Source organism: Pseudoalteromonas sp. S3785 (genome assembly GCF_005887365.1).
Classification (GTDB): Bacteria; Pseudomonadota; Gammaproteobacteria; order Enterobacterales; family Alteromonadaceae; genus Pseudoalteromonas.
In genome coordinates this window covers 1-25,605 of the sequence record NZ_PNCT01000014.1, presented here as the reverse complement: position 1 = coordinate 25,605, position 25,605 = coordinate 1, and the positions used below count along the sequence as shown (strand labels likewise).

At 42.7% G+C, this 25,605-nt stretch carries 19 protein-coding genes; 6 read left to right on the top strand and 13 right to left on the bottom strand.

Features of this window, described 5'->3' with window-relative positions; genetic code table 11:
• Nucleotides 1–5: 5 nt before the first annotated feature.
• The 5 genes from CWC17_RS04550 to CWC17_RS04530 form a co-directional block, all read right to left on the bottom strand.
• Nucleotides 6–1,913: a DUF1800 domain-containing protein gene (locus CWC17_RS04550; protein ID WP_138612196.1), complete on the bottom strand. Its 1,908-nt coding sequence runs from the start codon at nucleotides 1,911–1,913 to the stop codon at nucleotides 6–8.
• Nucleotides 1,914–2,023: 110 nt separating this feature from the next.
• A complete protein-coding gene (locus CWC17_RS04545; protein ID WP_138612195.1) occupies nucleotides 2,024–3,064 on the bottom strand; it encodes a sterol desaturase family protein in 1,041 nt (346 codons plus the stop codon).
• Nucleotides 3,065–3,074: 10 nt separating this feature from the next.
• Nucleotides 3,075–5,309 (bottom strand): TonB-dependent receptor family protein, encoded by a 2,235-nt coding sequence (locus CWC17_RS04540; protein ID WP_138612194.1) that lies wholly within the window; start codon nucleotides 5,307–5,309, stop codon nucleotides 3,075–3,077.
• Between the two features lie 8 nt (nucleotides 5,310–5,317).
• On the bottom strand, nucleotides 5,318–6,592 hold the full coding sequence (locus CWC17_RS04535) for an imelysin family protein (RefSeq protein WP_138540646.1): 1,275 nt from the start codon (nucleotides 6,590–6,592) through the stop codon (nucleotides 5,318–5,320).
• A gap of 85 nt (nucleotides 6,593–6,677) precedes the next feature.
• On the bottom strand, nucleotides 6,678–8,408 hold the full coding sequence (locus CWC17_RS04530; protein WP_138612193.1) for a DUF4856 domain-containing protein: 1,731 nt from the start codon (nucleotides 8,406–8,408) through the stop codon (nucleotides 6,678–6,680).
• 560 nt (nucleotides 8,409–8,968) lie between these two features.
• Between CWC17_RS04530 and CWC17_RS04525 the strand changes: the two genes are divergently transcribed.
• Nucleotides 8,969–9,184: a hypothetical protein gene (locus CWC17_RS04525; RefSeq protein WP_138540644.1), complete on the top strand. Its 216-nt coding sequence runs from the start codon at nucleotides 8,969–8,971 to the stop codon at nucleotides 9,182–9,184.
• Nucleotides 9,185–9,193: 9 nt separating this feature from the next.
• On the opposite strand, the gene CWC17_RS04520 is transcribed toward CWC17_RS04525, so the two are convergent.
• Entirely contained in the window at nucleotides 9,194–9,658 is a 465-nt protein-coding gene (locus tag CWC17_RS04520; protein WP_138612192.1) for a nuclear transport factor 2-like protein, read from the bottom strand.
• An 88-nt stretch (nucleotides 9,659–9,746) separates the two neighbouring features.
• Complete coding sequence (gene hrpB / locus CWC17_RS04515) at nucleotides 9,747–12,173, bottom strand: ATP-dependent helicase HrpB (RefSeq protein ID WP_138612191.1); 2,427 nt, start codon at nucleotides 12,171–12,173, stop codon at nucleotides 9,747–9,749.
• 274 nt (nucleotides 12,174–12,447) lie between these two features.
• Between hrpB and CWC17_RS04510 the strand changes: the two genes are divergently transcribed.
• Nucleotides 12,448–12,645, top strand: coding sequence for a CsbD family protein (locus CWC17_RS04510; RefSeq protein WP_002958133.1), 198 nt, complete (start codon nucleotides 12,448–12,450; stop codon nucleotides 12,643–12,645).
• Nucleotides 12,646–12,711: 66 nt separating this feature from the next.
• Here the strand turns inward: CWC17_RS04510 and CWC17_RS04505 are convergent, their stop codons facing one another.
• From CWC17_RS04505 to metA, 6 genes are all read right to left on the bottom strand, one after another.
• The gene (locus tag CWC17_RS04505) at nucleotides 12,712–14,973 is read right to left on the bottom strand and encodes a xanthine dehydrogenase family protein molybdopterin-binding subunit (protein WP_138612190.1); all 2,262 of its coding nucleotides are present in this window, start codon (nucleotides 14,971–14,973) and stop codon (nucleotides 12,712–12,714) included.
• Entirely contained in the window at nucleotides 14,970–15,467 is a 498-nt protein-coding gene (locus tag CWC17_RS04500; RefSeq protein WP_055019833.1) for a (2Fe-2S)-binding protein, read from the bottom strand. Before CWC17_RS04500 ends, CWC17_RS04505 begins: the two co-directional genes overlap by 4 nt.
• Nucleotides 15,468–15,651: 184 nt before the next feature.
• Nucleotides 15,652–16,407 (bottom strand): hypothetical protein, encoded by a 756-nt coding sequence (locus CWC17_RS04495; protein WP_138612189.1) that lies wholly within the window; start codon nucleotides 16,405–16,407, stop codon nucleotides 15,652–15,654.
• Nucleotides 16,408–16,942: 535 nt separating this feature from the next.
• The gene (metH, locus tag CWC17_RS04490) at nucleotides 16,943–19,573 is read right to left on the bottom strand and encodes a methionine synthase (RefSeq protein WP_138612188.1); all 2,631 of its coding nucleotides are present in this window, start codon (nucleotides 19,571–19,573) and stop codon (nucleotides 16,943–16,945) included.
• 10 nt (nucleotides 19,574–19,583) lie between these two features.
• Nucleotides 19,584–20,657 (bottom strand): homocysteine S-methyltransferase family protein, encoded by a 1,074-nt coding sequence (locus CWC17_RS04485; RefSeq protein WP_138612187.1) that lies wholly within the window; start codon nucleotides 20,655–20,657, stop codon nucleotides 19,584–19,586.
• On the bottom strand, nucleotides 20,647–21,594 hold the full coding sequence (metA, locus tag CWC17_RS04480) for a homoserine O-acetyltransferase MetA (protein ID WP_004587433.1): 948 nt from the start codon (nucleotides 21,592–21,594) through the stop codon (nucleotides 20,647–20,649). The genes CWC17_RS04485 and metA overlap by 11 nt, the downstream gene beginning before the upstream one ends.
• A 234-nt stretch (nucleotides 21,595–21,828) precedes the next feature.
• On the opposite strand from metA, the gene ettA reads away from it, so the two are divergent.
• The 4 genes from ettA (at nucleotide 21,829) to CWC17_RS04460 (ending at nucleotide 25,508) form a co-directional block, all read left to right on the top strand.
• On the top strand, nucleotides 21,829–23,502 hold the full coding sequence (gene ettA / locus CWC17_RS04475) for an energy-dependent translational throttle protein EttA (RefSeq protein ID WP_029773845.1): 1,674 nt from the start codon (nucleotides 21,829–21,831) through the stop codon (nucleotides 23,500–23,502).
• Nucleotides 23,503–23,620: 118 nt separating this feature from the next.
• Complete coding sequence (locus CWC17_RS04470) at nucleotides 23,621–23,986, top strand: PilZ domain-containing protein (RefSeq protein ID WP_055016855.1); 366 nt, start codon at nucleotides 23,621–23,623, stop codon at nucleotides 23,984–23,986.
• A 53-nt stretch (nucleotides 23,987–24,039) separates the two neighbouring features.
• Nucleotides 24,040–24,948: a histone deacetylase family protein gene (locus tag CWC17_RS04465; RefSeq protein ID WP_138612186.1), complete on the top strand. Its 909-nt coding sequence runs from the start codon at nucleotides 24,040–24,042 to the stop codon at nucleotides 24,946–24,948.
• Nucleotides 24,949–25,013: 65 nt separating this feature from the next.
• Nucleotides 25,014–25,508 (top strand): TlpA family protein disulfide reductase, encoded by a 495-nt coding sequence (locus tag CWC17_RS04460; protein WP_138612185.1) that lies wholly within the window; start codon nucleotides 25,014–25,016, stop codon nucleotides 25,506–25,508.
• Nucleotides 25,509–25,605: the final 97 nt, after the last annotated feature.

Here is a 25,605-nt window from a genome sequence, read left to right as displayed (position 1 = left end):
CGCTCCTAATACTGCACGTTAAATTCTGGTGAAATAGCAATCATGTATAACAAGTACGAAACCCTTACACGGTACTGCTCCTCATTAAAGTAGGCATCTAAATCAAGCAAGGCTTGCTTAGTATCAGCGCTCATATTGCCGGCAAAATACAAGGTATTATATTGTTCTATCAGTGCATTAATGCCATTTTGCGCCAAGTAATCCATATCGCTTTGTACATAGACATAAATACCGGCTGGGTTTAAATCGGTATGCGCTTCAGCGGTACTCCAAACTAAACTTGCAAATAGAGCGTTCATTGTGCCTATTAAAGTCGCATCGTTAGCTATTTGTAATTCGGGGGCGACAAGCCCTTGGGAGCGCAAAGTCGCACTTTGGTAATCTGGTCTGAAAAAATTAAATACAGACGCTGACTGCATTGGGCCTTGTCCGTAGCTGTCAACCAGGTTCCACGTTTTATAATACCCTTGTAGTGACTTAGCATTAAGGTTTCGCCAAAACTGTACGGTTTTTAAAAGCGGTTCTTTAATTTTACCTTGATAGCTAAGTACGCTGCCAAAATGGCGCGCTTCATCATCTAAATAAATCGCTTTAACAACTGCGGCTAAATCGCCTCGTACACCGCTTCCATTGTCATTAAACACACGAGCAACGCGCTCTACATATTGCGCAGTCGGGTTTGAGGTAATTAACCGCTGAATAAGCTGCTTAGAAATAAATGGCGCTACATTATCGTGATTAAACAAATTATCGAGGGCTATTTTTAGCGACTCCTCTGGCCCATAACCAGGCGGTATAACCTCACCATTTAACAGGACTTTTTCTTTGCTCGAATGGTACTCACTATAAGCTTGCATAGGGTTAATATAATCACGACTTACGCGTTTAAAAGTCTCACTGTCTGCAAATGTCCAGCCTGTAAATACACGCGCAAACCCTTGTATTTGCGCCTGCCCGTAAGTTGCTATGCTATTGCCGTTTGCATCTAGCTTAGCACTGCCATCAAGGTTTAACTCATCAAGCCCTATAGTAAATAATTGCATGACCTCGCGGGCGTAGTTTTCGTCAGGGCGAATATTGAGTGCTTCGTCTTCTTTTTCGTTACCTAAATGGCTTAAATAAGTGCCCATAATGGGCGAAAGCGTTACCTCTTCGAGTAACTCTCTAAAGTTGCCAAATGCATGTTTGAGTAATAAATCGTAATAAGTAACCATGCCCTGTGGTTGCGCACGTAAATCGCTATTTTCATCCGATACAACTAATATTTCACTTAGTGCAAATGCAACGCGCTGACGCAGCTGATCGTCACTGTGTAGCACCGCTTTCCACCATGCATCTATACGGCTTATGTATTTAAAGTCTTCATCATCTTCAAGTGTGACAAGGTAGTCGTGGTGGTAGCCAATTGGCTGTGCTATTTGGTTATCGAGCCATTGTTGCTCACTTAAACCCTGAGCATTATTTATTTCAGCAAGCGTTGGGCCCATACTGGCTTGATGTAATAACCTAGCAGCACTGTGCATATCCATGCTATTTTTAGCTACAAATGTAACGGTTTGAGTGCTTGTAGCCCCTTCGTTATCAGTGGCTGTTACACTAAATGAATATGTTATGGGTGCATAACTTTGTGCAGCAGGTATTGTAAGGCGGGTACTTAACGCTTCTAGTGGCTCACTCAATAACGTTATGCCTGCAGTTTGTTGCCAAATCACACTGCTTATAGTGCCATCCTCATCGCTTGCTGTTGCAGTTAGCTCAATGGTTTGTCCTTTTTTTAATTCGCCAGGAATGTTGGATACGGACAAGGTAGGTACTTTATTTGAATTAACGGTGGGCGTATCATCGCCGCCAGAACCACCACAGGCGCTGAGTAATAAGGCACTACTTGCCAATAAAACTGATTTGTAATACATGTTAAATCGTCATCGTAAATTTAAGAAGGTACGCGTGTATGTACCGAGTTTGATGCGATTATTGAAACACAAAATTTACAACTTAACCCTTTATTTTTTGTAACCGAGCGCTATTTAACTGTTTTATCGTTAATATTAACCTCAATGATGGGCTTTTTTTTGTTATAAACATTCACCTTATTAGCGGCTTTAGTCACACGCTGCCAAGGCGTTTGTAGGTTCTCGTAAATTGGCCGCCAATACGCATCTATTACACTGTTGTGGCCACGGTCTTTATTGCCTACGCCCACAGTAATTTTACCTACTTGATGCGCTTTTATTAGCGTGCCACAAGCTCTATCCCAAATGGCTAAAGCAGAGCCTAAGTTACGGTCAAAGTGCTTTGGGTTATCACTGTGATGAATTTGATGCTGAGCTGGGCTAATAAACCAATTTTCTATTTTTTTACCAAAGCTCCACCATACATGAGAGTGGCGTAAATTAGCGCCTAACGCATTAAAGGCAAATACAAATACATTAGCACCAAAAATATCTAGCATAGTTAAGTTTCGGCCAAAGCAATACACACAAACGCCCACCACAAAACCTTGCGCTAACGCCATTCGACACGCATATAAATAGCTTTCAAACGGGTGGCTGCGATAAATAGTCATTGGGGTGAGCACTAACGCACTATGATGCACTTTATGAAAATGCCACAAAAACGGCACCTTATGCAGTGCTAAATGTAATAAAAAGCGGGTCAAATCATCAAATATAAAAAGCAGTACAGTAAATATTATTAGCACCACAGTACTTGGCAGTTGCCATACAGCACGCTCTCCAAAAAGCCATTGCAAGGCATCGCTTACGCCAATCGCCACAGGTACCATAGTTAGCACTATAGGCACCCATAGCGCGGCTTTGAGTAAACGATTTATAATTAGCAATTGATAGTCAAGCTTGGCGCTTTTACTAAGCCAAATACGCTTACTAAATAAATAACGCCCCAGCCCACGCCAAGTGCGCTTTTTTTGTTGGGCGCGGCCCGAGAAATACAGCAACATAGCAATAACTAACGCCGCAATGCTATAGCCAATAAATATGCGTTTATTGGCATCAAACAAATAATTAGGCGTTTGCAGCAGTGTTTGCCATAAAGTCTCGAGCATTACTTACCTCTTAAAATTGGTATTTATAACCTACAGCAACACTGCGAGGCTTACCAGGACGTGCACCATATGGGCGACGACTAACAATATTATCTTGGTCAAACAGGTTATCTACCTTTGCGTAAATATGCCCATATTGATCAAGCTCGTAGCGTGCTGCAATATCAACAACCGTAGTTGATGGCACATCAACACCGGCTAATGGCATAGCAAAGTCGTTGCCTGTTGTATTGCCAATTTCGCCCGCTGAATAAGCAACACCCGCAGCCTCTGGCATATCTGAAGTGTATTTTATTAATACATCTACAGACCAATCGTTATGTGCAAGCCCTAAGCTAAGTGCAGCCTGGTGATTGGGCAAATATGGTAAGTGATCACCTGGGCGTATGTGCCCCCACTGCGTAAACTCACTAAATAGCTCTTCTTTAAATTCGCTTTGCGTATAGGTATACGTTAAACGCACAGGAATATCGATACTTTCGTTTAGTGAGAAGGTTTGTGCAAATTGAGACTCAACGCCCCACACATCCACCTCACCACCGCTAAATTCACGGTCAAATTCGTTTGCAATTCCACAATTTGATTGTCCGCAGCTTTCAACTAAATTTGAGTAATCGTTAAAAAAGCTAACCACCTCAATTTGGCGATTACCATCGTTATAACGGCCACCAAATTCATAGTTTACGCTTTTTTCAAATTCATCATCCCCTTCACGCACTGGGCTCGATGGACTTGATGGCACAAAGCCTTGGTGCACACCAAATAATAACCCTGCGTTTTCAGATAACTGATAAAAACCACTTAAGCCAGGTAGCCAAATTCGGCTCGATTTATTTTGCCAATCGTTTTCTTGCCCCGGCGAATCATTCTGATACGACATATCCATTAACTCACCGCGCACGCCTACACCGAGTGTTAACTTATCGAACGTCACTTTGTCTTCAATATAAACAGACCATGCGTCGGTAGACTCCGTATTTTGCGTTGTAAATACACTTGCAGTATCTGTGCGGGTGTTAACCGAGTTAACCATAGCGTAGGTATCTTCGAAGTGGTCACGCTCTATTTCATCTTGATGAAAGCGAACCCCAAATGAGAGAGAATGATCAAGCCCAAATGCCGCCACTTGCCAATCGCCATCAAACTGAATCCCCTGAGAGAAAAAGGCTCTGTCGTTAGTGCCCATGGTCAAAAACACATTGCTTTCGCCATTTTGAACCGAATCAGCTTGACCACTAATAACGCTATATTCACGCTCAAAACGCGTTGGGTCGGCTAAAATATCTGACAAACTGCCACTGCTGTTAGTAACTGAGTTAAGCTTTAACCAAGCACGCTCAAAGTCATTACGATACGCTCGGGTAGTCAGTGCAAAATTGTCAGTGCTCAACTGATGAGTAAACATAACTTGCGTATGCTTCGTGTCCATATTGGCAGGGCCACTAGCTGCATAACGACGGTATGGGTTTTCGCTATAATCATCCTCTGTTAAACCAAGATAAGTCTCATTTGAAAGCTCATCTGAGTACGCTAGTTTTAACTCAAAACGTTGCTTAAACTGCTCACCATCGAGTTTGTAATCTAATTTAACTAATAGGTCATCTTTTTCAAAGCCGGTGTCTTGCCCGCCATCAAGCTCTTTAAATCCGTCACTTTCTAGGTGTACTCCTTCAACTAAAAAGCCAAACTGCCCTTCGCGGTTACCATAATACGCGTGCGCTTTTTTATAACCATCAGACCCTGCTGATACATCAAGCATACCACTGGCATCATCTGGCACTTGGCGCGACACTAAATTAAGCGTACCTGCCACCGTTTGTGGGCCATAATGTATGGCTGCTGGGCCTTTAAATACCTCAACCGCAGTCATGCGTGTAGTTAGCGGAAAATAATAAGCCGCGGGAGCAGAATACGGCGCAGGGCCAATTAAAACACCATCTTCTAATATCGTGATTTTTTTACTACGCTCGGGGGTTACGCCCCTAAAACCAATATTAGGCCTTAGCCCAAAGCCATCTTCTTCACGTATATTTACGCCAGGAACCTGCGATAAAATACGGTGAATATCATCAAATTCAAATTGTTCAAGCTGCGCTTCACCAATTAAAGTGGCAGATCCCGCCTCGGTACGTAGCTTGTCATTGTGGCTAATAATTTGAATATGCTCTATGTCGCTTTGTTGCTCTGCAACTGCTTGGCAACTTACGGCCATAAGCAATGCAATTGTAAGTTTATTGTATTTCATTGTTGCCCTTAGTCGTTATCGCCTGCAGAAGTAGTAGGTAGCTCAAGTGCTAATTCATTGATAAAGTCATTTTTAAGTTCATCAGTAAGTACTTTAACCTCGCCATGCACATCACGTACTTGTTGCTCATTACTTATGAGTAAATCTGCTAACGAGCTATCAATTTGGCTAAGTGTAGTCTTTAGTGCTGCAATGCCTTCTATTAAGCGCGTTTTTGTTGCCTGTGCTTGCTCTGCATCTAAAAAGTCGTCAAAACCAGTACCCGCCTCTGCGCCTTCTAAATTACCTATTATTAACGCTTCAAACGCGGTTAAATTGTTACGAATATTATCTAAAGAACTTTTTGCATCTAGGCTTTCTACATCTTCAGGGCATGCTGATGTACCACACGAATTTGAAAAAATTCCAATTGGCTCTGCTAATTTTTTATCTTTTACGAGTGTATCGATGTAAAACAGCGCATCGCTAATATGGTTAAGTGCTTCATGAGTAGTGCTAAAGCGCCCACCACTGTCTCCTGTATTTTTTAACTCATTCGCAAAACCGTTATCACCTTGCCAAGCTTGTAATAATTGTGCTGAGGAGTTTAAAACATCTTCACTTGCCACCACCGCAAACTCACATCGAGCCTGGCGACGCGCCAGATCAGTACGGTTATTCCAATCAGCCAACGCCTCGTTAGCAACACTACAGTGATGATCTAATTGCTCGTTGAACAACACGTGCTGAAGTGCAAATAAGCCCCTACGTGTTGCTGTTCTTTCGTTAATATCATACGGGCGATTTTGATCTTGGTTTATTACCCCGTCTTGGTTATACACCACATCTTGGTCTATCCCACATCGGCTAAACGTAGGCCAAGAGTATATTTGATTGCGTAATTGGCCTGAGTTATCAAGTAATGGCCCCATTTGCATCATTTCGGCTTGCTGCCAGCCCGCCATGGTATCAAGCCATGCTTGCTGTGCCTGAGTACGCAGTGCTATGGCCTCTTCAGAGCTTTCTTGAACGCTTTGCAATTCGGCTTGACAGTAATTGGCTACTGCTTGCGTTTGTAGTTGTGCTTGTTGATTAAACAAAACAAACGTAGGTGTTATTACATTGTCGACTAAGTTAGCAACCAGTTGTGCTTCATCAAACTCTGTCACCACTGGCGTAGTAGTTTGCCCGCTATCACTACCTTGAAAATCACTGCCCGTGCTACTTGAGCTACTTTCACCACAGCCACTAAGTGTTAAAACAGCTGCTGCAACTACGACCCCTTTTTTTGCATAATTGATCATTATTTCAACCCTAAAAACTTCGAAAATTAAACGTCAAAAGGCCAGCCCGTGGGCTGACCTTCCTTGGTGCTAAAACAGGTGGTAATTACCAGTTTTCAACGTTTTGTGCATCAAAGCCGTATACTTGTTGCATCAAATCACGCGCTTCAACTAACTGTGCTTTGTAGGCATCTGTTAACTGTGGCGCCTCACCTAGTAACGTATGTAGCTCGGCAAATTTACCTGCGTTATCGTCGCTGTAAAAAGGTGAAAATGGGTTAAATTGAAAATTCAGTGCAAAACCTTTCATTTCACTAAAGTGCTTAGCTAAGTTAGTAAAATCTTCAGCGCTTGCCTCTGTACCTTGCACTGTATCAATGTCTGCTAATGTATCGTTAATGTAATGAACAACAGTCGCTGCAATTGCATTTTCCCAATTAGCAACAGCAATATCGCGCTGTGCTAATAACTGCGTTTTTTGCTCATCAGTTAATGCGCTTGGTGCTGCATCGTTAATAATTTTACGACCCGCTATAAATGCCGTCATTGCTGCGCTGCTAAAGTCAGTCGCAACTGTTGCACCGTTATCTCGTTTAGCGGCATTGACTGAATTACCCCAGTTGTACTCACTGGCTAAATCTATTTTTCCATCGCCATCAACATCTGCGTTTGCACTACCATCAGCAATAGCGTCGTCGCTAAATTCTAAGTAATGACGAGCAGCGCCAAAGTAACCAAAACCTTCATCATATTGATGCTCTAAAGTGCTGTAATTAGTGCCAGCGGCTGCTGCATCGGTGTTATCTTCTTCAAGCCCTTCATCTAGGTAGTCATCTGTACCTTGCGAGAACATTAACGCACCTAATGTATGTTTTTGAATAAGCTGATTTAAATCTAGGCCACTTGTTGTAATATAAGCTGCTGTAATGTCGTTACCGTTTATATCTTCAGATTGTGTGCCGCTTGCTATTGCACCTACATTAGCCGCTAATAAATCAAAGTAATGAAAAATAAGGCCTTCAGGTGTTTTAGCTTGAGTACCAAAGTCACTCCACCCTTCAAATGTGCCTTCTGTTAGCCACTCTTCTTCCATTTTTGATGCATCGTTACCGGCAACTTTACCCGTTAACGATTTACCTGAACTTGAAATTTCAGCAAATGATTGCTGTAGCGTTGTGCTGCCATCAACAAACAAAAAGCTATTATCTTTTACGGCTTCGTAATCACTCCAATACGCCATTAGCTGCGCTTTTACTGAATCGCCTGTCAAGCCATTACTTTCGATGTAATCTACATCTAATAAACCTATGTAGGCTTTAATTTGCGCCGAAAGCGCATGGCGAGCCACTTGCCCTGTGTAACTTACAGCCGAATTGCTTGTATCGACTGTTGAAGCAAATTCGTAAACATTTACGCCATCTTGCGCTTCAATATCTGTTACAGATACGCTCAATGTTTGCGTAAAGCTTAACTCACCGGCATCGGTTGCGGTAACTGTTACATCTAAGGTTTCTACTTGCTCAGCATTAAGCGCTAATGCGCTTTTAAGCGTTAATTCATTGCTGTCGTTAATTTCAAAATACTGCTCATCATCAGCTAGCGTAAATACCATACCTGTTTCATCGTCATCGGTGGCACTTAAAGTACCGACAACTGCACCAACTACATCTTCTGTTACAGCTGATGTTGATAAGCTAATTGCAGTAGGTGCCGAATTAGTCACTGTTGGTGTGGTCGGTGTTTCATCGCTATCGTTCGAGCTTGAGCCACCACACGCAGTTAAACCCAAAGTTGCAGTAATTACTGCACTAGCAAGGAGAGATTTACGCAAAATCATGTTGAATCCTAATATTGTATGTGAATCATTCTTATTTGTAATAGCGACTATTCTAATTACAAATAACTAACAATCAACCTAAATGTTTAGTTTTTGTTTAAATTTTTAAATAGTTTTATTTTTTAGAACAAAAGCCTTATTTTAAAGTCACTATTTAATAAGGTGATTCAATACGTTAAATATTAAGTAATGGGTCAATCATCCACATCTATCAAGTGTATTAAAAACTTTACTTACAACAGCTTAATATTTTAACTTGGCGCTTTAGGTAGGTAATTTAGTGAAAAAGTTATTAATGTGTAAATTCAATACTAGGATTATGCAGAAATAAAGATGTTTTAACTTTTTAGATAAAAAGCTGGGTCAACAATTATTATTTACTTCAATAGCGAGCCACTTATAGCGGTTTTGGGTAAATTTTTGCTTTACATACTGTGTTACGGGCTTATATCAGCCTATTGATTAAAGGTATACTAAAGACCATGAGAGGTGGTAATGCATTAAATGTGTAACTTTACTACTCACTTTTAGCTAAGCCATATAATGACAGAGCCTTTTTTATGAAAACAGAAATTCGCTACCGTTTTGAATCCTCGCAAGTTGCCAACCGTTTTGTGCATGTACTAAAAGATTGGCCCGTAAACCAAGTTAAAACACGCTTATTTAATGGTGGCGACAGTGTAAAAGTTACTTACGAGTATGATGAAAGCGGGTTTGATTACACCTCTGCAGAGCTTGATGACTTAGCAGAGCAACACGGCGGCAAAGAGGTTTAACCAATAAAGTTATTCGTGGTATTTGCGGATCATCGCCACTTTACCATTCTCAACCTCTATTACTTCCATCATTACTGATGTGTACTCTATTGGCTGTTTGCTTTGTGGGTGAATACCTTTAGCGTGGTTTTTATAACGAATCGCAAAACCGCTATTGTTAAATATAAAGGTATTGAGTAACTCACTTTTATAGTGGGTATGCGCGCCTAAATAAAAACTCATCCCTTTGCGCATTTGTTTTTTACCATCAGCAGTGCGAGAGTCATCTATTTGATATGGTATATGCTGGCTGCCTACATCGTCTGTTAATAAAGCAAGGTAAGTTTCAAGCTCTTTAACTCCTGCATTAGGGGCTTGCGTGGCGGTCATGGTTTTGTAGTAATGCTGCGCAAATGTTTTTAAATCAAATGACTCTTCAGCTCGGGCTGAAAAGCTAATAACCAATACCATACCTAATGTTAAAAGTAACCTCATTGACTATTCCCTGTAGCTAAAAGTGTTTTATAGGTACATTACCTTAGAACGTTCAATAATCAAACAAATAACATTATGTAACTAACACCTACATTTTGCTTTTCACTCTATTAGTTGCCACGCTATTGGCTGGGTCGTCTGGCCAAAAATGCTTGGGATAACGTCCTTTCATTTCTTTTTGTACATCGCGGTAACTGGTAGCCCAAAAGTGCGCAAGATCTTGTGTAAGTTGTAAAGAGCGCTTACCCGGCGATAGTAACTCCATAAGCAGTGGCAGCTTGCCATTGGCAAGCATAGGCGTACTGGTTAAACCATACACTTCTTGCATGCGCACGCTAAGTTTTGCGGGGCCATCTAGTTGGTAATTAATTTTTATATTTGAGCCACTCGGTACCGTTAACCTAAGCGGTAACAGTGTTTTTAGGGCTGTTTGCTGAGTCCAGTCAAAACAATTTTGCAGTGCTTCAAAATAGTTAAACTTTTTAAGCTGCTCGAGTGTTTTTATATCTTGTAAATATACGCCTAACCAATCTTCAGCTGTTTCGATAAGTTGCTGCTCGCTTATTGCCGGGAACGTATCGGGCATAAATTGACTGGCTAAACTCATGCGTATTAATAATTGCTGCGCATCGGGTTGTTCATTAAATAATGCAAAGCCGTGTTTAGCAAATAAATTAAGCCACGCTTTAGCGCGCTCTGTTTTATCAAGCTTTTGCTTGCTAGGTTGGCTTGCAAGGGTAATAGCGCCAAGCTTTACTTCGTCTTGATGGATAAAGCGTGCGGTTTTTTCATCAAACTCACAGCGGGTAAGCGTAGTAAACAAGTGCGGTAAGTAATCTTGTAGCTCAAATGGGCTAAGCGCGGTGGCTGCAAAAATACGCGTGCCTTTATAACCGCCCATGCTTGCAATAGCCAGGTAGTCATCGTTATGCCAGTAATCGGTGTTTAAATCAGCGCCCGCTCCATTGGCAAGTAAGTAACCATTACCACGTTTTTTTGCAATGCGATCGGGGTAAGCTAATGCCACCAGCAAACCTAAATACTCGGTGTTTAGCTCGCTGTTACTGTCGGTTACTTTTAAGCGGCTTTGCCAGTATTTTAACTGCTGTTTAAATACTGGGTGCGGTCTTTGCTGCAGGCTGTGTAGCGCTAAACTTAGCTCGTTGGCGGTGTTTATTCTGCTCTCAAGCAGCGCTACTAAATAAAGTGCTAAGCGATAAATACCAGGGAGCTTTGTCTCAAGCGCCTGCGCTTTTAAAAGCATATGCGCTAAGCGAATATCCGCCCCAAAACCCAGCATGTTGCTGCCCAACTTGGTTAGCTTGCCTTTGCCATCGATGGCTTCAAGCATAGTTAGTAAGCTCATTGCTTGTGTGCATTGCTGCGTTGTTGGCGTATCAAGCAAGGTGAGTTCGCTAATATTTGCGCCCCACTGTTTTGCTTCAAGCATAAGTTGGCTTATATCTGAGGTGAGTATTTCGGGGTTATCGTGGCTATTGCGTCGCTCAAAGGTTTGTTTTGAACCAAGCCTATAAACTACACCTGGTTCTATTCGCCCTGCACGCCCTGCGCGCTGCACGGCAGAGGAACGCGATATACTTTGTGTTGTAAGCTCCGTTACGCCTGTTTTTAAGTTAAACGTTGCAGCGCGGCGTTTACCGCTATCAATAACAATACGTATGCCTTCAATAGTTAAGCTGGTTTCGGCTACATTGGTGGTAAGCACCACTTTTCGCATGCCCTCAGGCGCAGGGGCAATCGCCGCTTGCTGATTAGCTTTATCTTGCTCGCCAAATAATGTGGCAACTAAGCAATCACTTGGTAAATCATTAAGCGCTTGCTGCACACGTAATATTTCAAATTGCCCAGGTAAAAACACTAGCGCACTGCCGCTTTGCTCACTTAGTGCTTGTTTTATTAAAGCGGGAATAGCATCAAGCCAGCGGCTTTCATCTTTTATGGGTACGTATACTTCATCTATGGGATAGCTTCGCCCACTTGATTGAATAACAGGGCAATCAAAAAACTGTGTGTAGCGCTCGGTATCAAGGGTGGCCGACATAAGCAGTATGGTTAAGTCTTCACGCAGCGCACTTTGGGTCTCTAAAGCAAAGGCCAGTGAGGTATCGGCTGCAATTGAGCGCTCATGAAATTCATCAAAAATCAGTAAATCAATGTCGCTTAATTCGGGGTCATTTTGTAGCATGCGTGTAAGCATGCCCTCAGTGACTATTTCAAGGCGCGTATTACTACTTACTTTACTCTCGCCACGTACTCGTAAACCAACACTTTGCCCCACTTTTTCGTTTTGGCACTGTGCTAAGTAATTGGCAATATTACGTGCAGCTAAGCGGCGCGGTTCCAGCATTACAATACGTTTAAAATGGCCGTCGCGCATAAGTTGTAGCGGTAACCAGGTTGATTTACCTGCACCAGGTGGTGCTTGTAATAACGTTATAGGGTTAGTTTGTAATGTAGTTACAAGTTGTTGATATATGTTTTGAACCGGCAGCACTGCTATTTACCCAAAATTGCTTTGTATGCATTGTAACAAAAACCAAAAATAAACGCGCCGCTAAAGCTGAGTGGTTATAAAAAAGCATCATAATCAGAAATAATTACAAACCGCTCTGTACATTTTTTAAGAACATGCGCGCTATATTAACTTCTACTGCCCCAATAAAAACATAACACCTTGATTATAATTATAAAATTTAAATTTAACTTATTGGTACACGCCTTGCTCCTTTTATAGTGAACGTTAATTAAATCTAAGTAAGGAGAAACTTATGAACAGCGATCGTATGAAAGGTAATTGGAACGAACTTAAAGGTAAGGCACAACAAAAATGGGGCGATCTTACTGACGACGATTTAGACAAAATTGAAGGTAGCCGTACAGAGCTAGTGGGTAAAATCCAGCAGCAGTACGGTAAATCTAAAGAAGAAGCAGAGCGTGAAGTAGATGAGTTTGAAAAAACTCACTAATCGCTTACTTCTAAAAAAACCGCCATTTGGCGGTTTTTTTGTTTTATGGCTAATAAAGGAAATTATTTACGTTTTTAATTGGTTACCTATAGGCAGTTGCCTAATACGCTTACCGCAAGCGGCAAAAATAGCGTTACACAATGCGGGGGCGTAAACCGGTGTTGCGGGCTCGCCTACGCCTGCTGGTGGCGCATCGCTTTGTATTATTTCTACTTCTACCTCTAGAGGTGAATCGCTCATACGCGGTACGCGGTAATCATGAAAGTTACTTTGCTGTACTCGGCCTTTATCAAAAGTAATACCATCGCTAATTGCAGTGGTAATACCGTAAATAGAACCACCTTGCGTTTGATTTTTAACTGTATCGGTGTTTACAACCGTACCCGCATCAATAGCCACCCACGATTTAATCACGTTTAAATCGCCAGCGTCCGATACCTCTACCTCAACCACAGTAGCCACATGCGTTAAAAAGCTGCGGTGCGCTGCAATACCTAACCCGCGACCTTTTGGCAGCTTTCGGCCCCATTTACTTATCTCAGCCACTTTTTCAATAACATGGCGTAATTTACCAATATCTAATGGGTAAACGTCTTTATCGGCGCCATAGTTATCGTACGAGGCATTTTGCTCGGTTACATCTAAAATACGATCAGGGCCTATGGTTTCAAGTAAATAGTCTTTTTGGTCGCGCCCTGCTTTGTGCGCCGCTTCAGCAATAAATGACTGAATAGCAAAAGCATGAAAAATATTTGATACCGAGCGCATCCAGCCTACTCTTGTTTTAGCGGGTGCTTCGCCGTTTTCTAGCTTTAAATTAGGTGAGTTAATAGGGTTATCGGTAAAGCCTAAACGCAGTTCAAAACCTGCTGGCGCCGTTGCCCCTTCTTGAAAGGTAGACATAATTGGCGAAAACGCCGTGCGATGTAAATAAGCTTCTATGTTACCTTTTTCATCTAGTGCAGCTTCAATATGTTGAGCCGACACCGCATGATAAAAACTGTGTTGTATATCATCCTCTCGCGTCCATTGTACGCGAATAGGTTGCCCTACTTTCATTGAAATGTATGCGGCTTCTGCCGAAAAATCAGGTTTTGATTTACGCCCAAAACCGCCACCTAACATGGTGACATGTACGTTAATTTTACTCTCGTCCATACCCAGTAATGCGGCTACGGTTTTCATATCTGCTTGCGGATTTTGCGTTGCAGCCCAAATATCAACGCGGTCTTTATTGTACATTGCAGTGGCGCACGGTGGCTCCATAGGTGCCTGGGCCAAGTGCGGCGCGTAATAGTCGGCTACTAACGTATTGCTCGATTTAGCCAATATGTTGGTGGCATCGCCTTTTTCACGCACATGCGCTTGCGGCTCACTCACTGTTTGTAATAACGACTTTTTAAAGTTCTCTGAATTATAATCGCCATTTTTACCATCATCCCACACTACTTTAAGTGCTTTACGCGCCTGCCATGCAGCCCAGGTATTTTTAGCAACAATAGCAATGCCGCCTTTTGGCTGAAATTGCGGTGCGCCTTTTGGAACAGGCATTTCAATAACATCAACTACGCCATTAATTGCTTTAGCGGCGCTGGCATCAAACGATTTAACCACACCACCTACTACCGGCGGGCGCTCAATCATCGCCACCAGCGCTTTTGGTTCGCGTACATCGGCAGCAAATGTGGCTTTACCGGTTACTAAATCCGTTAAATCTATGTGCGCCATACCGGTATTTATATAGCGCCATTCTTTGCGTGTTTTAAGTGTTAGCTTGTCAGGCTCTGGCGGTGTAATACCAAGCGCGAGGTCGATTAAATCTTTATAGCCAAGCGTTTTCCCTGAGCTGTGGGTAACCACGTGCTGATTAGCTGTACAGGTGTGTGGCTCAACGTTCCAATATTTAGCAGCTGCGTGCTGCATCATGTAGCGTACACTTGCGCCCATTTCGCGCAGGCGCTGCATGTTGTAGCGAATACTGCGCGAGCCATCGGTATTTTGATCCCCGTATTTAGGGTCGCCCTTACCTTGAATAACCACTACTTTGTCCCACGCCGCTTCCATTTCGTCTGCCACAATTTGGGCAATGGCGGTACGAATTTGTTGGCCCATTTCAGAGCGGTGGCAGGTTATTTCAACCATGCCATCGGGGCGCAGAGCTATAAATAAGTTAGCGCGCTTTGCTTGCTCAGAGGGTTGCTCTAACACGCCAGCAAACGCTCTTGGCGCACTGCCTACAAAATAAGTGCCTAATACCAATGCGCCTATTGCGCTGGTTTTTAAAAATTGGCGGCGGTTTAGGTCAAAGTACGTATTGTTGTTTTTCATACTTCTTCCCCTTGTTCATTTGGGTCAAAATATTCAACGCCCGCCATGGTTTTAGCTGCCGACTTAATCGCTTTATGAATACGCGGATACGTGCCACAACGACAAATATTGCCAGACATATTATTTACTATTTCATCATCAGTTGGGTTGGGGTTAGCGGCTAATAAGCTTGCCGCCTGCATGATTTGCCCGCACTGACAAAACCCACACTGCGGCACTTTATGCTCAACCCAGGCTTTTTGCACGGGGTGGTCGCCCTGCTCACTTAGCCCTTCAATAGAGGTAATATTGCGACCTGCTACAGCCGAAACCGGTAATATACATGAGCGCTGCGCTACGCCATCAATATGTATGGTGCACGCACCACATTGCGCCATACCACAGCCAAATTTAGGCCCGGTTAAATTTAATTCATCTCGAAGATACCAAAGCACCGGCGTTGACGGATCGCCTGTAAACTCATGTTTATTACCATTAACGGTAAGCGTGATCATATTTAACTCCTTGGCAAAGCGCTTTAAAGGAATGCCTTGTTGCGCGAGAACGGTTTGAATAATTGCTACATTTTTAGCCTACCACTTAGATCAATTTTATTGAAATTTTTATCGGCGAACTGCTAATTAATAGCCGTTATTAAGTGACCGCTTATAGGGTATACATAAGAAGGGTTTGTTGACTCTACTTAGCGCTTATAACTCGCTCTTTTAATAACTGCTCATCATCTTTATAAACTTCAAGCCAACCAGGTGGCGATGTATCGCAGCCAATTACAGTAACGTGTAGTATGTAACTATAACGTCCGTTTTTAAACGTATAATGATGATTACCGCCAGTGCCTTCAAAGGTAATATCACCGTTTAATAAAACCATATCGGGCTTATCGCTTGGCTTTTTATCAATACCCCACACTACATAACGGTAATTTCTATCACCTAAATCATCAACGCGAATATGGTAGTTAGCCGTTTTCCAATCAAGTATTGGTTCTTCAAACGTATTAATACTTGAATGAAGTGACTGCTTGTCTTGCTTAATTAAGTGTTTAGCAAATGCCTGCTCTTTAGCTGTGTGGCTATTTATACCAATAATTTTACCGTCAGTATCCACCCACATCACGCCGTTATTTAGCATAATGCCACGCCAACCAACTTTATCCCAATCGGTATTTATATTAGAGCTGCCAATAACTGCCACTAGCTCGTCGTCAAGCACTTCATCAAAGCGGTTAATAAATTCAGCTTCATTTTTAATGTCAGGCAATGGATATTGCCTTTTTAGAGGGTAGCGAATATGCGCAGCAATCGCAGTTTTATCCTGCGTTTTAAAAGCAGCAATAACAGGTAAAACACTCCCGTGATACTTCTTCTCAAGCGCAAATGTGTTCGATGTGAAAAATAGAGTTAGGCAAAGCAATATGTAATTTAGAGACTTCATCAGTAGACCTCAAGTTTAAAGTACCTGTACAACTTTATGAAGATTAATATTAGTGAAAACCCTCTTTAAAATATGCTGAAAATAACTACTCAAGCAAAAAACAATTTAAAAGTAGTTAATTTCAGTTTTTTTTAAAAAAAATAACATTTTCCCCCAGTAATTCCCAGCATAATACCCAAAGAACCCAGTATAATAAACACGCCTACCAGATGAAAAATAAAATCCATTAAAAACAATAACTTAATGAATTTGACCAATTTGAATTCTAAACATACTATTAAATCAACAATAACTGAGGAGAAATATTATGCGTGAGTTTACAGAATTATTTTTATTACTTACTATCACCCTTGAAAGGGTAATTAGGGTTATAAAACTATTAAAAAGCAATGGTAAATAGCTGACATTAATCGAACCTTACAATTTTGTACTATTAATTAATAAGCTAATAAAAAACGAGCCAATTTGGCTCGTTTTGTTTTTACTGATAGCTGACAGCTAAAAACTGACCGCTTCGCTATTCAACCACTTCGCTCTATTCCGGCTCATACCCCAAGTTAGGCGATAACCATCTTTCTGCCTCTTCCAGCGTCATATTAGTTCGCTTGGCATAATCTTCTACCTGATCCTTTTGCACCGCGGCTACGGCGTAGTATTTTGCCTCTGGGTGTGAGAAATACCAGCCCGAAACCGCAGCCCCTGGCCACATGGCGTAGGAGCTAGTGAGCTGCATACCAATGCGTTTTTCGGTATCGAGCAGCTGCCAAATTTTCTTTTTCTCGGTGTGCTCTGGGCACGCAGGGTAACCTGGCGCAGGGCGAATACCTTGGTAGTTTTCGCGGATTAGCTCATCGTTACTTAAGTTTTCATCGACTGCGTAACCCCAATACTCTTTACGCACTTGTTCGTGCAGGTATTCTGCAAAGGCTTCTGCGAGCCTGTCGGCAACTGCTTTTACCATTATTTTATTGTAGTCGTCTTGCTTGGCGTCGAACGCATCGGCTAAGTCGTCTTCTTCTAAGCCGCCCGTTACGGCAAACGCACCAAAGTAATCAGGTGTGCCTTTTGGCGCAATGTAGTCGGCCAAACAATAGTTAGCAAAGTCGGTTTTTTCGGTTTGTTGACGTAAATGGCATGAGGTGGTTAACAGCTCTTTGCGAGTTTCGTCAGTGTAAATTTCTATGTCATCGCCCACACGGTTTGCAGGGAATAAACCAATAACACCTAAAGGTTGCAAAGCACCTGACTTTTCAAGGTCGTCGAGCATGTCGTTAGCGTCTTTAAATAAGCTACGTGCTTGCTCGCCAACGACTTCATCGTCCATTATGCGCGGGTATTTACCAGCGATTGACCACGTCATAAAGTACGGGGTCCAATCTATGTATTTACGTAACGTGGCGATTGATACATTATTAAACTCAGTCACGCCCAGTTTTTTAGGCACAGGTGGCGTGTAGTTATCCCAATCAAGCTTGGCGGCGTTATCGCGGGCACGCTGTATGGTAACCGGTTTTGAACGTGGCTTTTTGCGCGCTTGCTGCTCGCGTACTTTGTCGTACTCGGCTTTGGTTTTTTCTAAAAAGGCGGGTTTTAGATCGTTTGATAACAAGCTGGATACTACGCCCACTGCTCGGCTGGCGTTATTTACGTACACTACGCCTTTGTCGTACTGTGGCTCTATTTTTACTGCAGTATGCGCTTTAGAGGTCGTAGCGCCGCCAATCATAAGTGGTAACTCAAAGCCTCGGCGGGTCATTTCTTTGGCTACGTGTACCATTTCATCAAGCGATGGGGTAATTAAACCCGAAAGGCCGATTATGTCGGCTTTTTCGTCAATGGCGGTTTGCAGTATTTTTTCGGCAGGTACCATTACGCCTAAGTCGATCACTTCGTAGTTATTACATTGCAGTACTACGCCTACAATGTTTTTACCAATGTCGTGCACGTCGCCTTTTACGGTGGCCATAACTACTTTACCGTTAGTGGCGCCTTCTTCTTTTTCAGCTTCTATGAATGGGTCTAGGTAGGCCACTGCGCGCTTCATTACGCGGGCAGATTTAACAACCTGCGGTAAAAACATTTTACCTGCACCAAATAAATCCCCTACCACGTTCATGCCATCCATGAGTGGCCCTTCAATCACGTGAATAGGCTTATCGGCAGCTGCGCGGCACTCTTCCGTGTCTTCATCTATAAAGGTGGTAATGCCTTTGACAAGGGCGTGCTCTAGGCGTTTTTCAACAGGCCATGTGCGCCATTCTAAATCTTCTACGCGTTCGGCTTGTGCCATACCCGAAAACTTAGGGGCTATTTCAACAAGGCGCTCACCTGCACCGGGGTCGGTATTGAGGATTACGTCTTCTACGGCTTTACGAAGTTCCTCGGGGATGTCGTCGTAAACCGCAAGTTGACCTGCGTTTACAATGCCCATATCCATACCCGCTTTTATCGCGTGGTATAAAAACACCGAGTGAATGGCTTCACGTACGGGGTTATTACCCCTAAACGAAAACGATACATTAGACACCCCGCCCGACACTTTACAGTGAGGTAAGTTTTGCTTAATGCGGCGTGTGCCTTCAATAAATTCTACGGCGTAGTTGTCGTGCTCTTCTATACCGGTGGCTACAGCAAATATATTAGGGTCGAATATAATATCCTCCGGCGGAAAACCTATTTCATCGACTAATATTTTGTAGCTGCGCTCACATATTTCGTACTTTCTATCTGCGGTGTCAGCTTGGCCTTCGGTATCAAACGCCATAACAACAGCGGCTGCGCCAAATCGTTTAATAATTTTAGCTTGGCGTTTAAACGGCTCTTCACCCTCTTTAAGCGATATTGAGTTAACAATAGCTTTGCCTTGAATACATTTAAGGCCTGCCTCTATTACCTCCCATTTAGAGGAGTCGACCATAATAGGCACTTTAGATATATCGGGCTCTGAGGCAATTAAGTTTAAAAACTTAACCATGGCTGCTTTTGAGTCCAACATGGCTTCGTCCATGTTTATATCAATAATTTGGGCGCCATTTTCTACTTGTTCGCGAGCAACGTTAAGCGCTGTCTCGTAATCTTCTTCCATGATTAAGCGTTTAAACATGGCAGAACCGGTTACGTTAGTACGCTCGCCGACGTTGGTAAATACTGCAATTTGTTGAGTCATTGTCGGCTCCTTAATTTAAGTTACAGGCTTCAAGGCCTGATAAACGCATGCGAACATCAAGCTCTGGTAAAGGGCGAGGTGTAACCCCTTCAAGCCCTTTAGCAAAGGCGCGAATATGCGCAGGCGTGGTGCCACAGCACCCACCCACAATATTTATAAAGCCCGATTTACCCCAATCGATAATCTCGGCGGCCATGTCCTCTGCTTCTAGGTCATACTCACCAAACTCATTTGGTAAACCCGCATTTGGGTGCACTGAGGTAAAGGTTTCGCATACGCGCGAAAGCTCTTCTACGTATTGGCGCAGTAAGTCGGGGCCAAGGGCGCAATTAAGGCCAATTGAAATAGGCTTAATATGGCGAATAGAGTTATAAAATGCCTCGGTTGTTTGCCCTGAAAGCGTACGGCCTGACGCATCAGTAATGGTGCCCGAGATCATCACTGGTAATGTGCGCCCGGCTTGCTCAAACGCTTCTTCTACTGCAAATGAGGCTGCTTTTGCATTTAGGGTGTCGAATATGGTTTCGATAAGTATTAAATCAGCGCCGCCTTCCATTAATGCCAAGGTAGACTCAACATACGCAGTAACCAGCTTATCAAAGGTAATATTACGATAGCCTGGGTCGTTTACATCTGGCGAGATAGAGCAGGTTTTAGAGGTTGGCCCTAACACACCGGCTACATAGCGTGGTTTTTCTGGGTTTTGAGCTGTGAACTCGTCACATATAGCGCGCGCAAGCTTGGCCGACTCTAGGTTTACCTCACGACTTATGCTGGCCATGTCGTAATCTTCCATCGAAATGGTGGTTGAGTTAAAGGTATTGGTTTCAATAATATCTGCACCGGCGGCTAAAAAGCTACGGTGTATATCGGTTATTAGCTCAGGTTTTGTAAGGCTTAATAAATCGTTATTGCCTTTAATTAGTACGTGCCAGTCTTTAAAACGCTCGCCTCGGTAGTCTTCTTCTTCAAGCTTGTGAGTTTGGATCATGGTACCCATTGCACCATCTAAAATTAAAATACGCTGTTTTAGCGCAGCGCTTAATTCGCTTTGCTTATTTTTGTTTGGCACGTTATTCGGCATAGTTGTTAGTCCTCACATCTTGGCTAACTAGATTAATATCATAAGGTGTAGTTTGGTACACGTAGTAGTTTAACCAGTTCGAAAACAGCAAAAAGGCATGGCTTTGCCACGTTTTTGAGGGCTTTTTACTTGCATCGTTATCTGGAAAATAGTTTTCGGGTTTTGGCGCATCAGGGCTTTTCTGTAAATCGCGTTCGTACTCTGCTTTTAGTGTGTCGGCATCGTATTCTGGGTGGCCAGTTATAAACACTTGGCTGCCCGACTTATTTTTCATTAAGTAAGCGCCTACTTTTTCAGAGCCTGCCAGCACGACTATATCGTCGCAGGCATTAATTTTATTTATATCTATGTGGCCATAACGTGAGTGCGGCACTAAAAAGGTATCGTCGAAGCCTCTTGTAAGCGCCCCATGGTCAAAGTAACATTGGTGGGTAAACACGCCACAGAGTTTATCTTCTTTTAAATCACGCTTTAAATTGTAACGGTGGTATAACGCTGCATGCGCCGCCCAGCACGAAAACAACGTAGAGGTAACGTGCTGCTCTGCCCAATCAATAATCACTTTTAGCTCGTCCCAGTAGGCAACATCGTCGTATTCAAGGTGAGCTAGTGGCGCGCCGGTAACGATCAATGCATCGTAGTTATTGTCTTTTACCTCGGAGAAATAACGGTAAAAAGTATCTAGGTGCTCTTCAGAGTTGCTACTGCTGCGGTGCGTATCTAGGCGCAATAGCTCTACATTTACTTGCAAAGGAGAATTAGCAAGCAAACGAATAAACTGTACTTCGGTTTCTACTTTATTAGGCATTAAATTTAAAATAGCCAAACGCATTGGACGTATTTCTTGCGTTTTTGCACGACTTTTTGGCATTACAAACACGTTTTCTTCACGCAAACGGGCAATAGCCGGTAGTTCGTCTTTAACTGTAATTGGCATCTTTTAAGCTCCTGCTCATAAAAACCGAGAATTAATACGCTCTCATTATGAACAGAATGCCAAAAATATCAACCTCTAGATGTATAGATGTCTAAATGAAATTTATTCATGATTTTATACTTTATCAACCTGCAGCCATTAGCGCTTTAAAACCCGCCATTCGTTGACTGTTTCACCCGTGAGCCACTACAATACAACATTGAAATTTTTATTATTATTTGAAGGCTTTCCTCCATGGTTTTACCTGATAAGTTTATTTTCTCGATGAGTCGAGTATCTAAAGTTGTGCCACCTAAGCGCACAATTTTAAAAGATATTTCGTTGCACTTTTTCCCTGGCGCTAAAATTGGCGTGCTAGGTTTAAATGGTGCTGGTAAATCTACATTACTTCGCATTATGGCCGGTGTTGACCAAGACTTTGAAGGTGAGGCGCGCCCTCAACCGGGCACTAAAATTGGTTACTTACCGCAAGAGCCAGTACTGGATGAAAGCAAAACAGTACGCGAAATAGTTGAAGAAGCCGTTGGCGAAGTTAAACACGCCCTTAATCGCCTTGACGAAGTGTACAACGAGTACGCAATGGAAGACGCTGACTTTGACGCCCTAGCAAAAGAGCAAGGCGAGCTTGAAGCGATTATTCAAGCGCACGATGGCCACAACATCGATAACGTTTTAGAGCGCGCTGCTGATGCACTTCGTCTACCAGAATGGGATGCTAAAATTGAGCACCTTTCAGGTGGTGAGCGTCGCCGTGTTGCTATTTGTCGTTTATTACTTGAAAAGCCAGATATGCTTATTCTCGATGAGCCTACTAACCACTTAGATGCTGAGTCGGTTGCATGGCTTGAGCGCTTCTTACATGATTACGAAGGCACTGTTGTGGCAGTAACCCATGACCGTTACTTCCTTGATAATGTAGCTGGCTGGATACTAGAGCTTGACCGTGGTGAAGGTATTCCGTGGGAAGGTAATTACTCTTCTTGGCTTGAACAAAAAGATGCACGTTTACAGCAAGAGCAAAAATCTGAAAAAGCACGTCAAAAATCAATTGCTCAAGAGCTTGAGTGGGTACGTTCAAACCCTAAAGGCCGCCAAGCTAAGTCTAAAGCACGTATGGCGCAGTTTAGCGAGCTACAGCAGTCTGATTACCAAAAGCGTAACGAAACTAACGAGCTATTTATTCCACCAGGCCCGCGTTTAGGCGACCAAGTGCTTGAAGTGAATAACTTACGTAAGAGCTTTGGCGATCGCGTATTAATCGACGATTTAAGCTTTAGTATGCCAAAAGGCGCGATTGTGGGCATTATTGGTGCCAATGGTGCGGGTAAATCAACCCTATTTAAAATGCTAAGTGGTGAAGAGCAGCCAGATAGCGGCAGCATCAGCGTAGGTGAAACTGTAGAGCTTGCAACAGTTGATCAGTTCCGTGGCAATATGGACGAAAGCAAAACTGTTTTCCAAGAAATATCTGACGGGCAAGATGTGCTAAAAATTGGTAACTTTGAGTTCCCAAGCCGTGCATACGTTAGCCGCTTTAACTTTAAAGGTAACGACCAGCAAAAGTTTGTAAAAGACTTATCGGGTGGTGAGCGTAACCGCCTACACCTTGCTAAGCTTTTAAAAGCGGGCGGTAACGTGGTACTACTGGATGAGCCAACCAATGACCTTGATGTTGAAACACTACGCGCGCTTGAAAACGCTATTTTAGAGTTCCCAGGCTGTGTAATGTGTATATCGCATGACCGTTGGTTCCTTGACCGTATTGCAACACACATTTTAGATTACCGCGACGAAGGCCAAATTAACTTTTTCGATGGTAACTACACTGAATACGAAGAGTGGCTTAAAAAGACCTTAGGTGCAGAAGCTGCGCAACCTAAGCGTATTAAGTACAAAAAAATTGGTTAAGTGTTAACTGATACAACAAGCCCTGCATTTATGCGGGGCTTTTTTATGCCTTTTTTTATCGCTATGCGCTATTTCCCGCTATGCTTGTTTAAAATATTACAAAAAAGGCACTCGTTTTATGGAAAATCGTCGTCAGTTCTCGCGCATTCTTTTTTCAACTTCTGCACAGCTAGAATTTGCAGGGAGCACTTACCCATGTAAGTTGCTTGATGTATCGTTACACGGAGCGCTGATCACAAAATGTGACGCTTTTAATGGTAAAAAAGACAGCGACGCAACACTACGCTTTACTTTGCCACAAAGCGATATAGAAATAAGAATGGACGTTCTTATTTGCCATATTGAGCAAAAGCACGTTGGCCTTAAATGCCACCATATTGATATAAACAGCATTACCTATTTAAAACGATTGGTAGAGCTTAATTTAGCTGATGACAAACTACTTCACCGAGAACTTACTTCATTAATTGAAGACCCACAATAGACTGCTTTAGTTAAGTTTATTACCATAGCGCAAACTTTATTATTGATACAGTTATGCGCCTAAACCCTCATTTACCTTTGGTCTATCACAGTAATTACTCGTTTAGCTTTGACCCTAAGCACCGATTTGTAATGAGTAAATTTGCTCATTTGTATGAGCAGGTTAAAGGTTTAGGCATTGCAGGTAATAATTTAGTAGAGCCTATTTTAGGCTCCCCCGAGCCACTTGAACTGGTACACTGTGAAAACTACATTCACGATTTATGGCATAACCGCCTAGACGAAAAAGCCATGCGCCGCATTGGCCTACCTTGGTCGCAACCATTAATGAATCGTACATTCACCGCTCCCCAAGGCACGTTACAAACTGCACGCTTAGCATTAAAGCATGGCTTAGCCTGTCATTTAGCAGGCGGTACACACCATGCACACACTGATTTTGGCTCAGGTTTTTGCATGGTGAACGACTTAGCCTTTACCGCGCAAACATTAATACAAAGCGGTGAAGTGACCAATGTGCTCATTTTTGATTTAGACGTACACCAAGGCGATGGCACAGCGGCAATGCTTGCACATCAGCCGTATGCGTACACTTGCTCTATACATTGCGAAAAAAACTTCCCGTTTAGAAAATCCCCCAGCGATTTAGACATAGGCCTTGCTAACAATATGCAAGACGCAGAATACTTAGGCATTGTGGATGATACCCTGCAGTTTTTACTAAAAGAGCTCAACCCCGATTTAGTCCTATACGATGCCGGTGTAGATGTTTGGCAAGACGATGGCTTAGGTAAGCTAGATATAACGTGGGATGGGATTAAACAGCGTGATCATTTAGTATTCAAGCGCTGCCTTGAACATAACACCGCTATTGCCAGTGTTATTGGTGGCGGTTACGACAGAAACCATACGCGTTTAGCGCAGCGCCATGCAATAGTGATTGAGCAGGCTGCTGGTTTTTAATGAAATGAAATAACTTAATTCACGTTCTTATTAAACTCACTATTAAAAAATAATAAGAACGAACCATGAGAAAACTAATTTCTGCAATTACACTGATTTTATTAAGCTTTATAAGCTCTGCACAGCAACTCGCTGATGATGACTCATTACCACTATTGCCTGCAATAACGTTAAACATGGCTGATGGTTCAACCATTCAAACGCACGATTTATTAGGCCAACCCTACGTTTTACATTTTTGGGCTACGTGGTGCCCATATTGTAAAAAGCTGCAACCAGCACTTGAAAAAATAAAACACAAAGGCTTAAAGGTCATTGCGGTAAGCTTTAAAGAAGACGATGATGCCAGCCCCGCCAAAGCAATAATTGATAGAGGCTATACATTTAAAACAGCTATTAAAGCCGATGCCATAGCAAAAAAATTAGGAATAAGAGGCACACCCACTACCCTATTTATTAATAAAGCTGGGCGTGTAATTTATTTAACCAACACTTCAAACCCTGAAGACGAAAACCTACACGTATATGCCAGGACTTTATTACGCGAAGTGAGCAACTAAGTGTATAAATTCATGTTAATCAGGGCGTGCTGGCCTTTGATGGTTAAATTTGCAGCAGTATGTTTGGTTTTTAGACAAGGCAGAGCCTATGAAGTGT

Coding starts and splice junctions, on each gene's coding strand:
- CWC17_RS04550 (WP_138612196.1), bottom strand. CDS start 1,913: ATGTATTACAAATCAGTTTTATTGGCAAGTAGTGCCTTATTACTCAGC.
- CWC17_RS04545 (WP_138612195.1), bottom strand. CDS start 3,064: ATGCTCGAGACTTTATGGCAAACACTGCTGCAAACGCCTAATTATTTG.
- CWC17_RS04540 (WP_138612194.1), bottom strand. CDS start 5,309: ATGAAATACAATAAACTTACAATTGCATTGCTTATGGCCGTAAGTTGC.
- CWC17_RS04535 (WP_138540646.1), bottom strand. CDS start 6,592: ATGATCAATTATGCAAAAAAAGGGGTCGTAGTTGCAGCAGCTGTTTTA.
- CWC17_RS04530 (WP_138612193.1), bottom strand. CDS start 8,408: ATGATTTTGCGTAAATCTCTCCTTGCTAGTGCAGTAATTACTGCAACT.
- CWC17_RS04525 (WP_138540644.1), top strand. CDS start 8,969: ATGAAAACAGAAATTCGCTACCGTTTTGAATCCTCGCAAGTTGCCAAC.
- CWC17_RS04520 (WP_138612192.1), bottom strand. CDS start 9,658: ATGAGGTTACTTTTAACATTAGGTATGGTATTGGTTATTAGCTTTTCA.
- CWC17_RS04510 (WP_002958133.1), top strand. CDS start 12,448: ATGAACAGCGATCGTATGAAAGGTAATTGGAACGAACTTAAAGGTAAG.
- CWC17_RS04505 (WP_138612190.1), bottom strand. CDS start 14,973: ATGAAAAACAACAATACGTACTTTGACCTAAACCGCCGCCAATTTTTA.
- CWC17_RS04500 (WP_055019833.1), bottom strand. CDS start 15,467: ATGATCACGCTTACCGTTAATGGTAATAAACATGAGTTTACAGGCGAT.
- CWC17_RS04495 (WP_138612189.1), bottom strand. CDS start 16,407: ATGAAGTCTCTAAATTACATATTGCTTTGCCTAACTCTATTTTTCACA.
- metH (WP_138612188.1), bottom strand. CDS start 19,573: ATGACTCAACAAATTGCAGTATTTACCAACGTCGGCGAGCGTACTAAC.
- CWC17_RS04485 (WP_138612187.1), bottom strand. CDS start 20,657: ATGCCGAATAACGTGCCAAACAAAAATAAGCAAAGCGAATTAAGCGCT.
- metA (WP_004587433.1), bottom strand. CDS start 21,594: ATGCCAATTACAGTTAAAGACGAACTACCGGCTATTGCCCGTTTGCGT.
- ettA (WP_029773845.1), top strand. CDS start 21,829: ATGGTTTTACCTGATAAGTTTATTTTCTCGATGAGTCGAGTATCTAAA.
- CWC17_RS04470 (WP_055016855.1), top strand. CDS start 23,621: ATGGAAAATCGTCGTCAGTTCTCGCGCATTCTTTTTTCAACTTCTGCA.
- CWC17_RS04465 (WP_138612186.1), top strand. CDS start 24,040: ATGCGCCTAAACCCTCATTTACCTTTGGTCTATCACAGTAATTACTCG.
- CWC17_RS04460 (WP_138612185.1), top strand. CDS start 25,014: ATGAGAAAACTAATTTCTGCAATTACACTGATTTTATTAAGCTTTATA.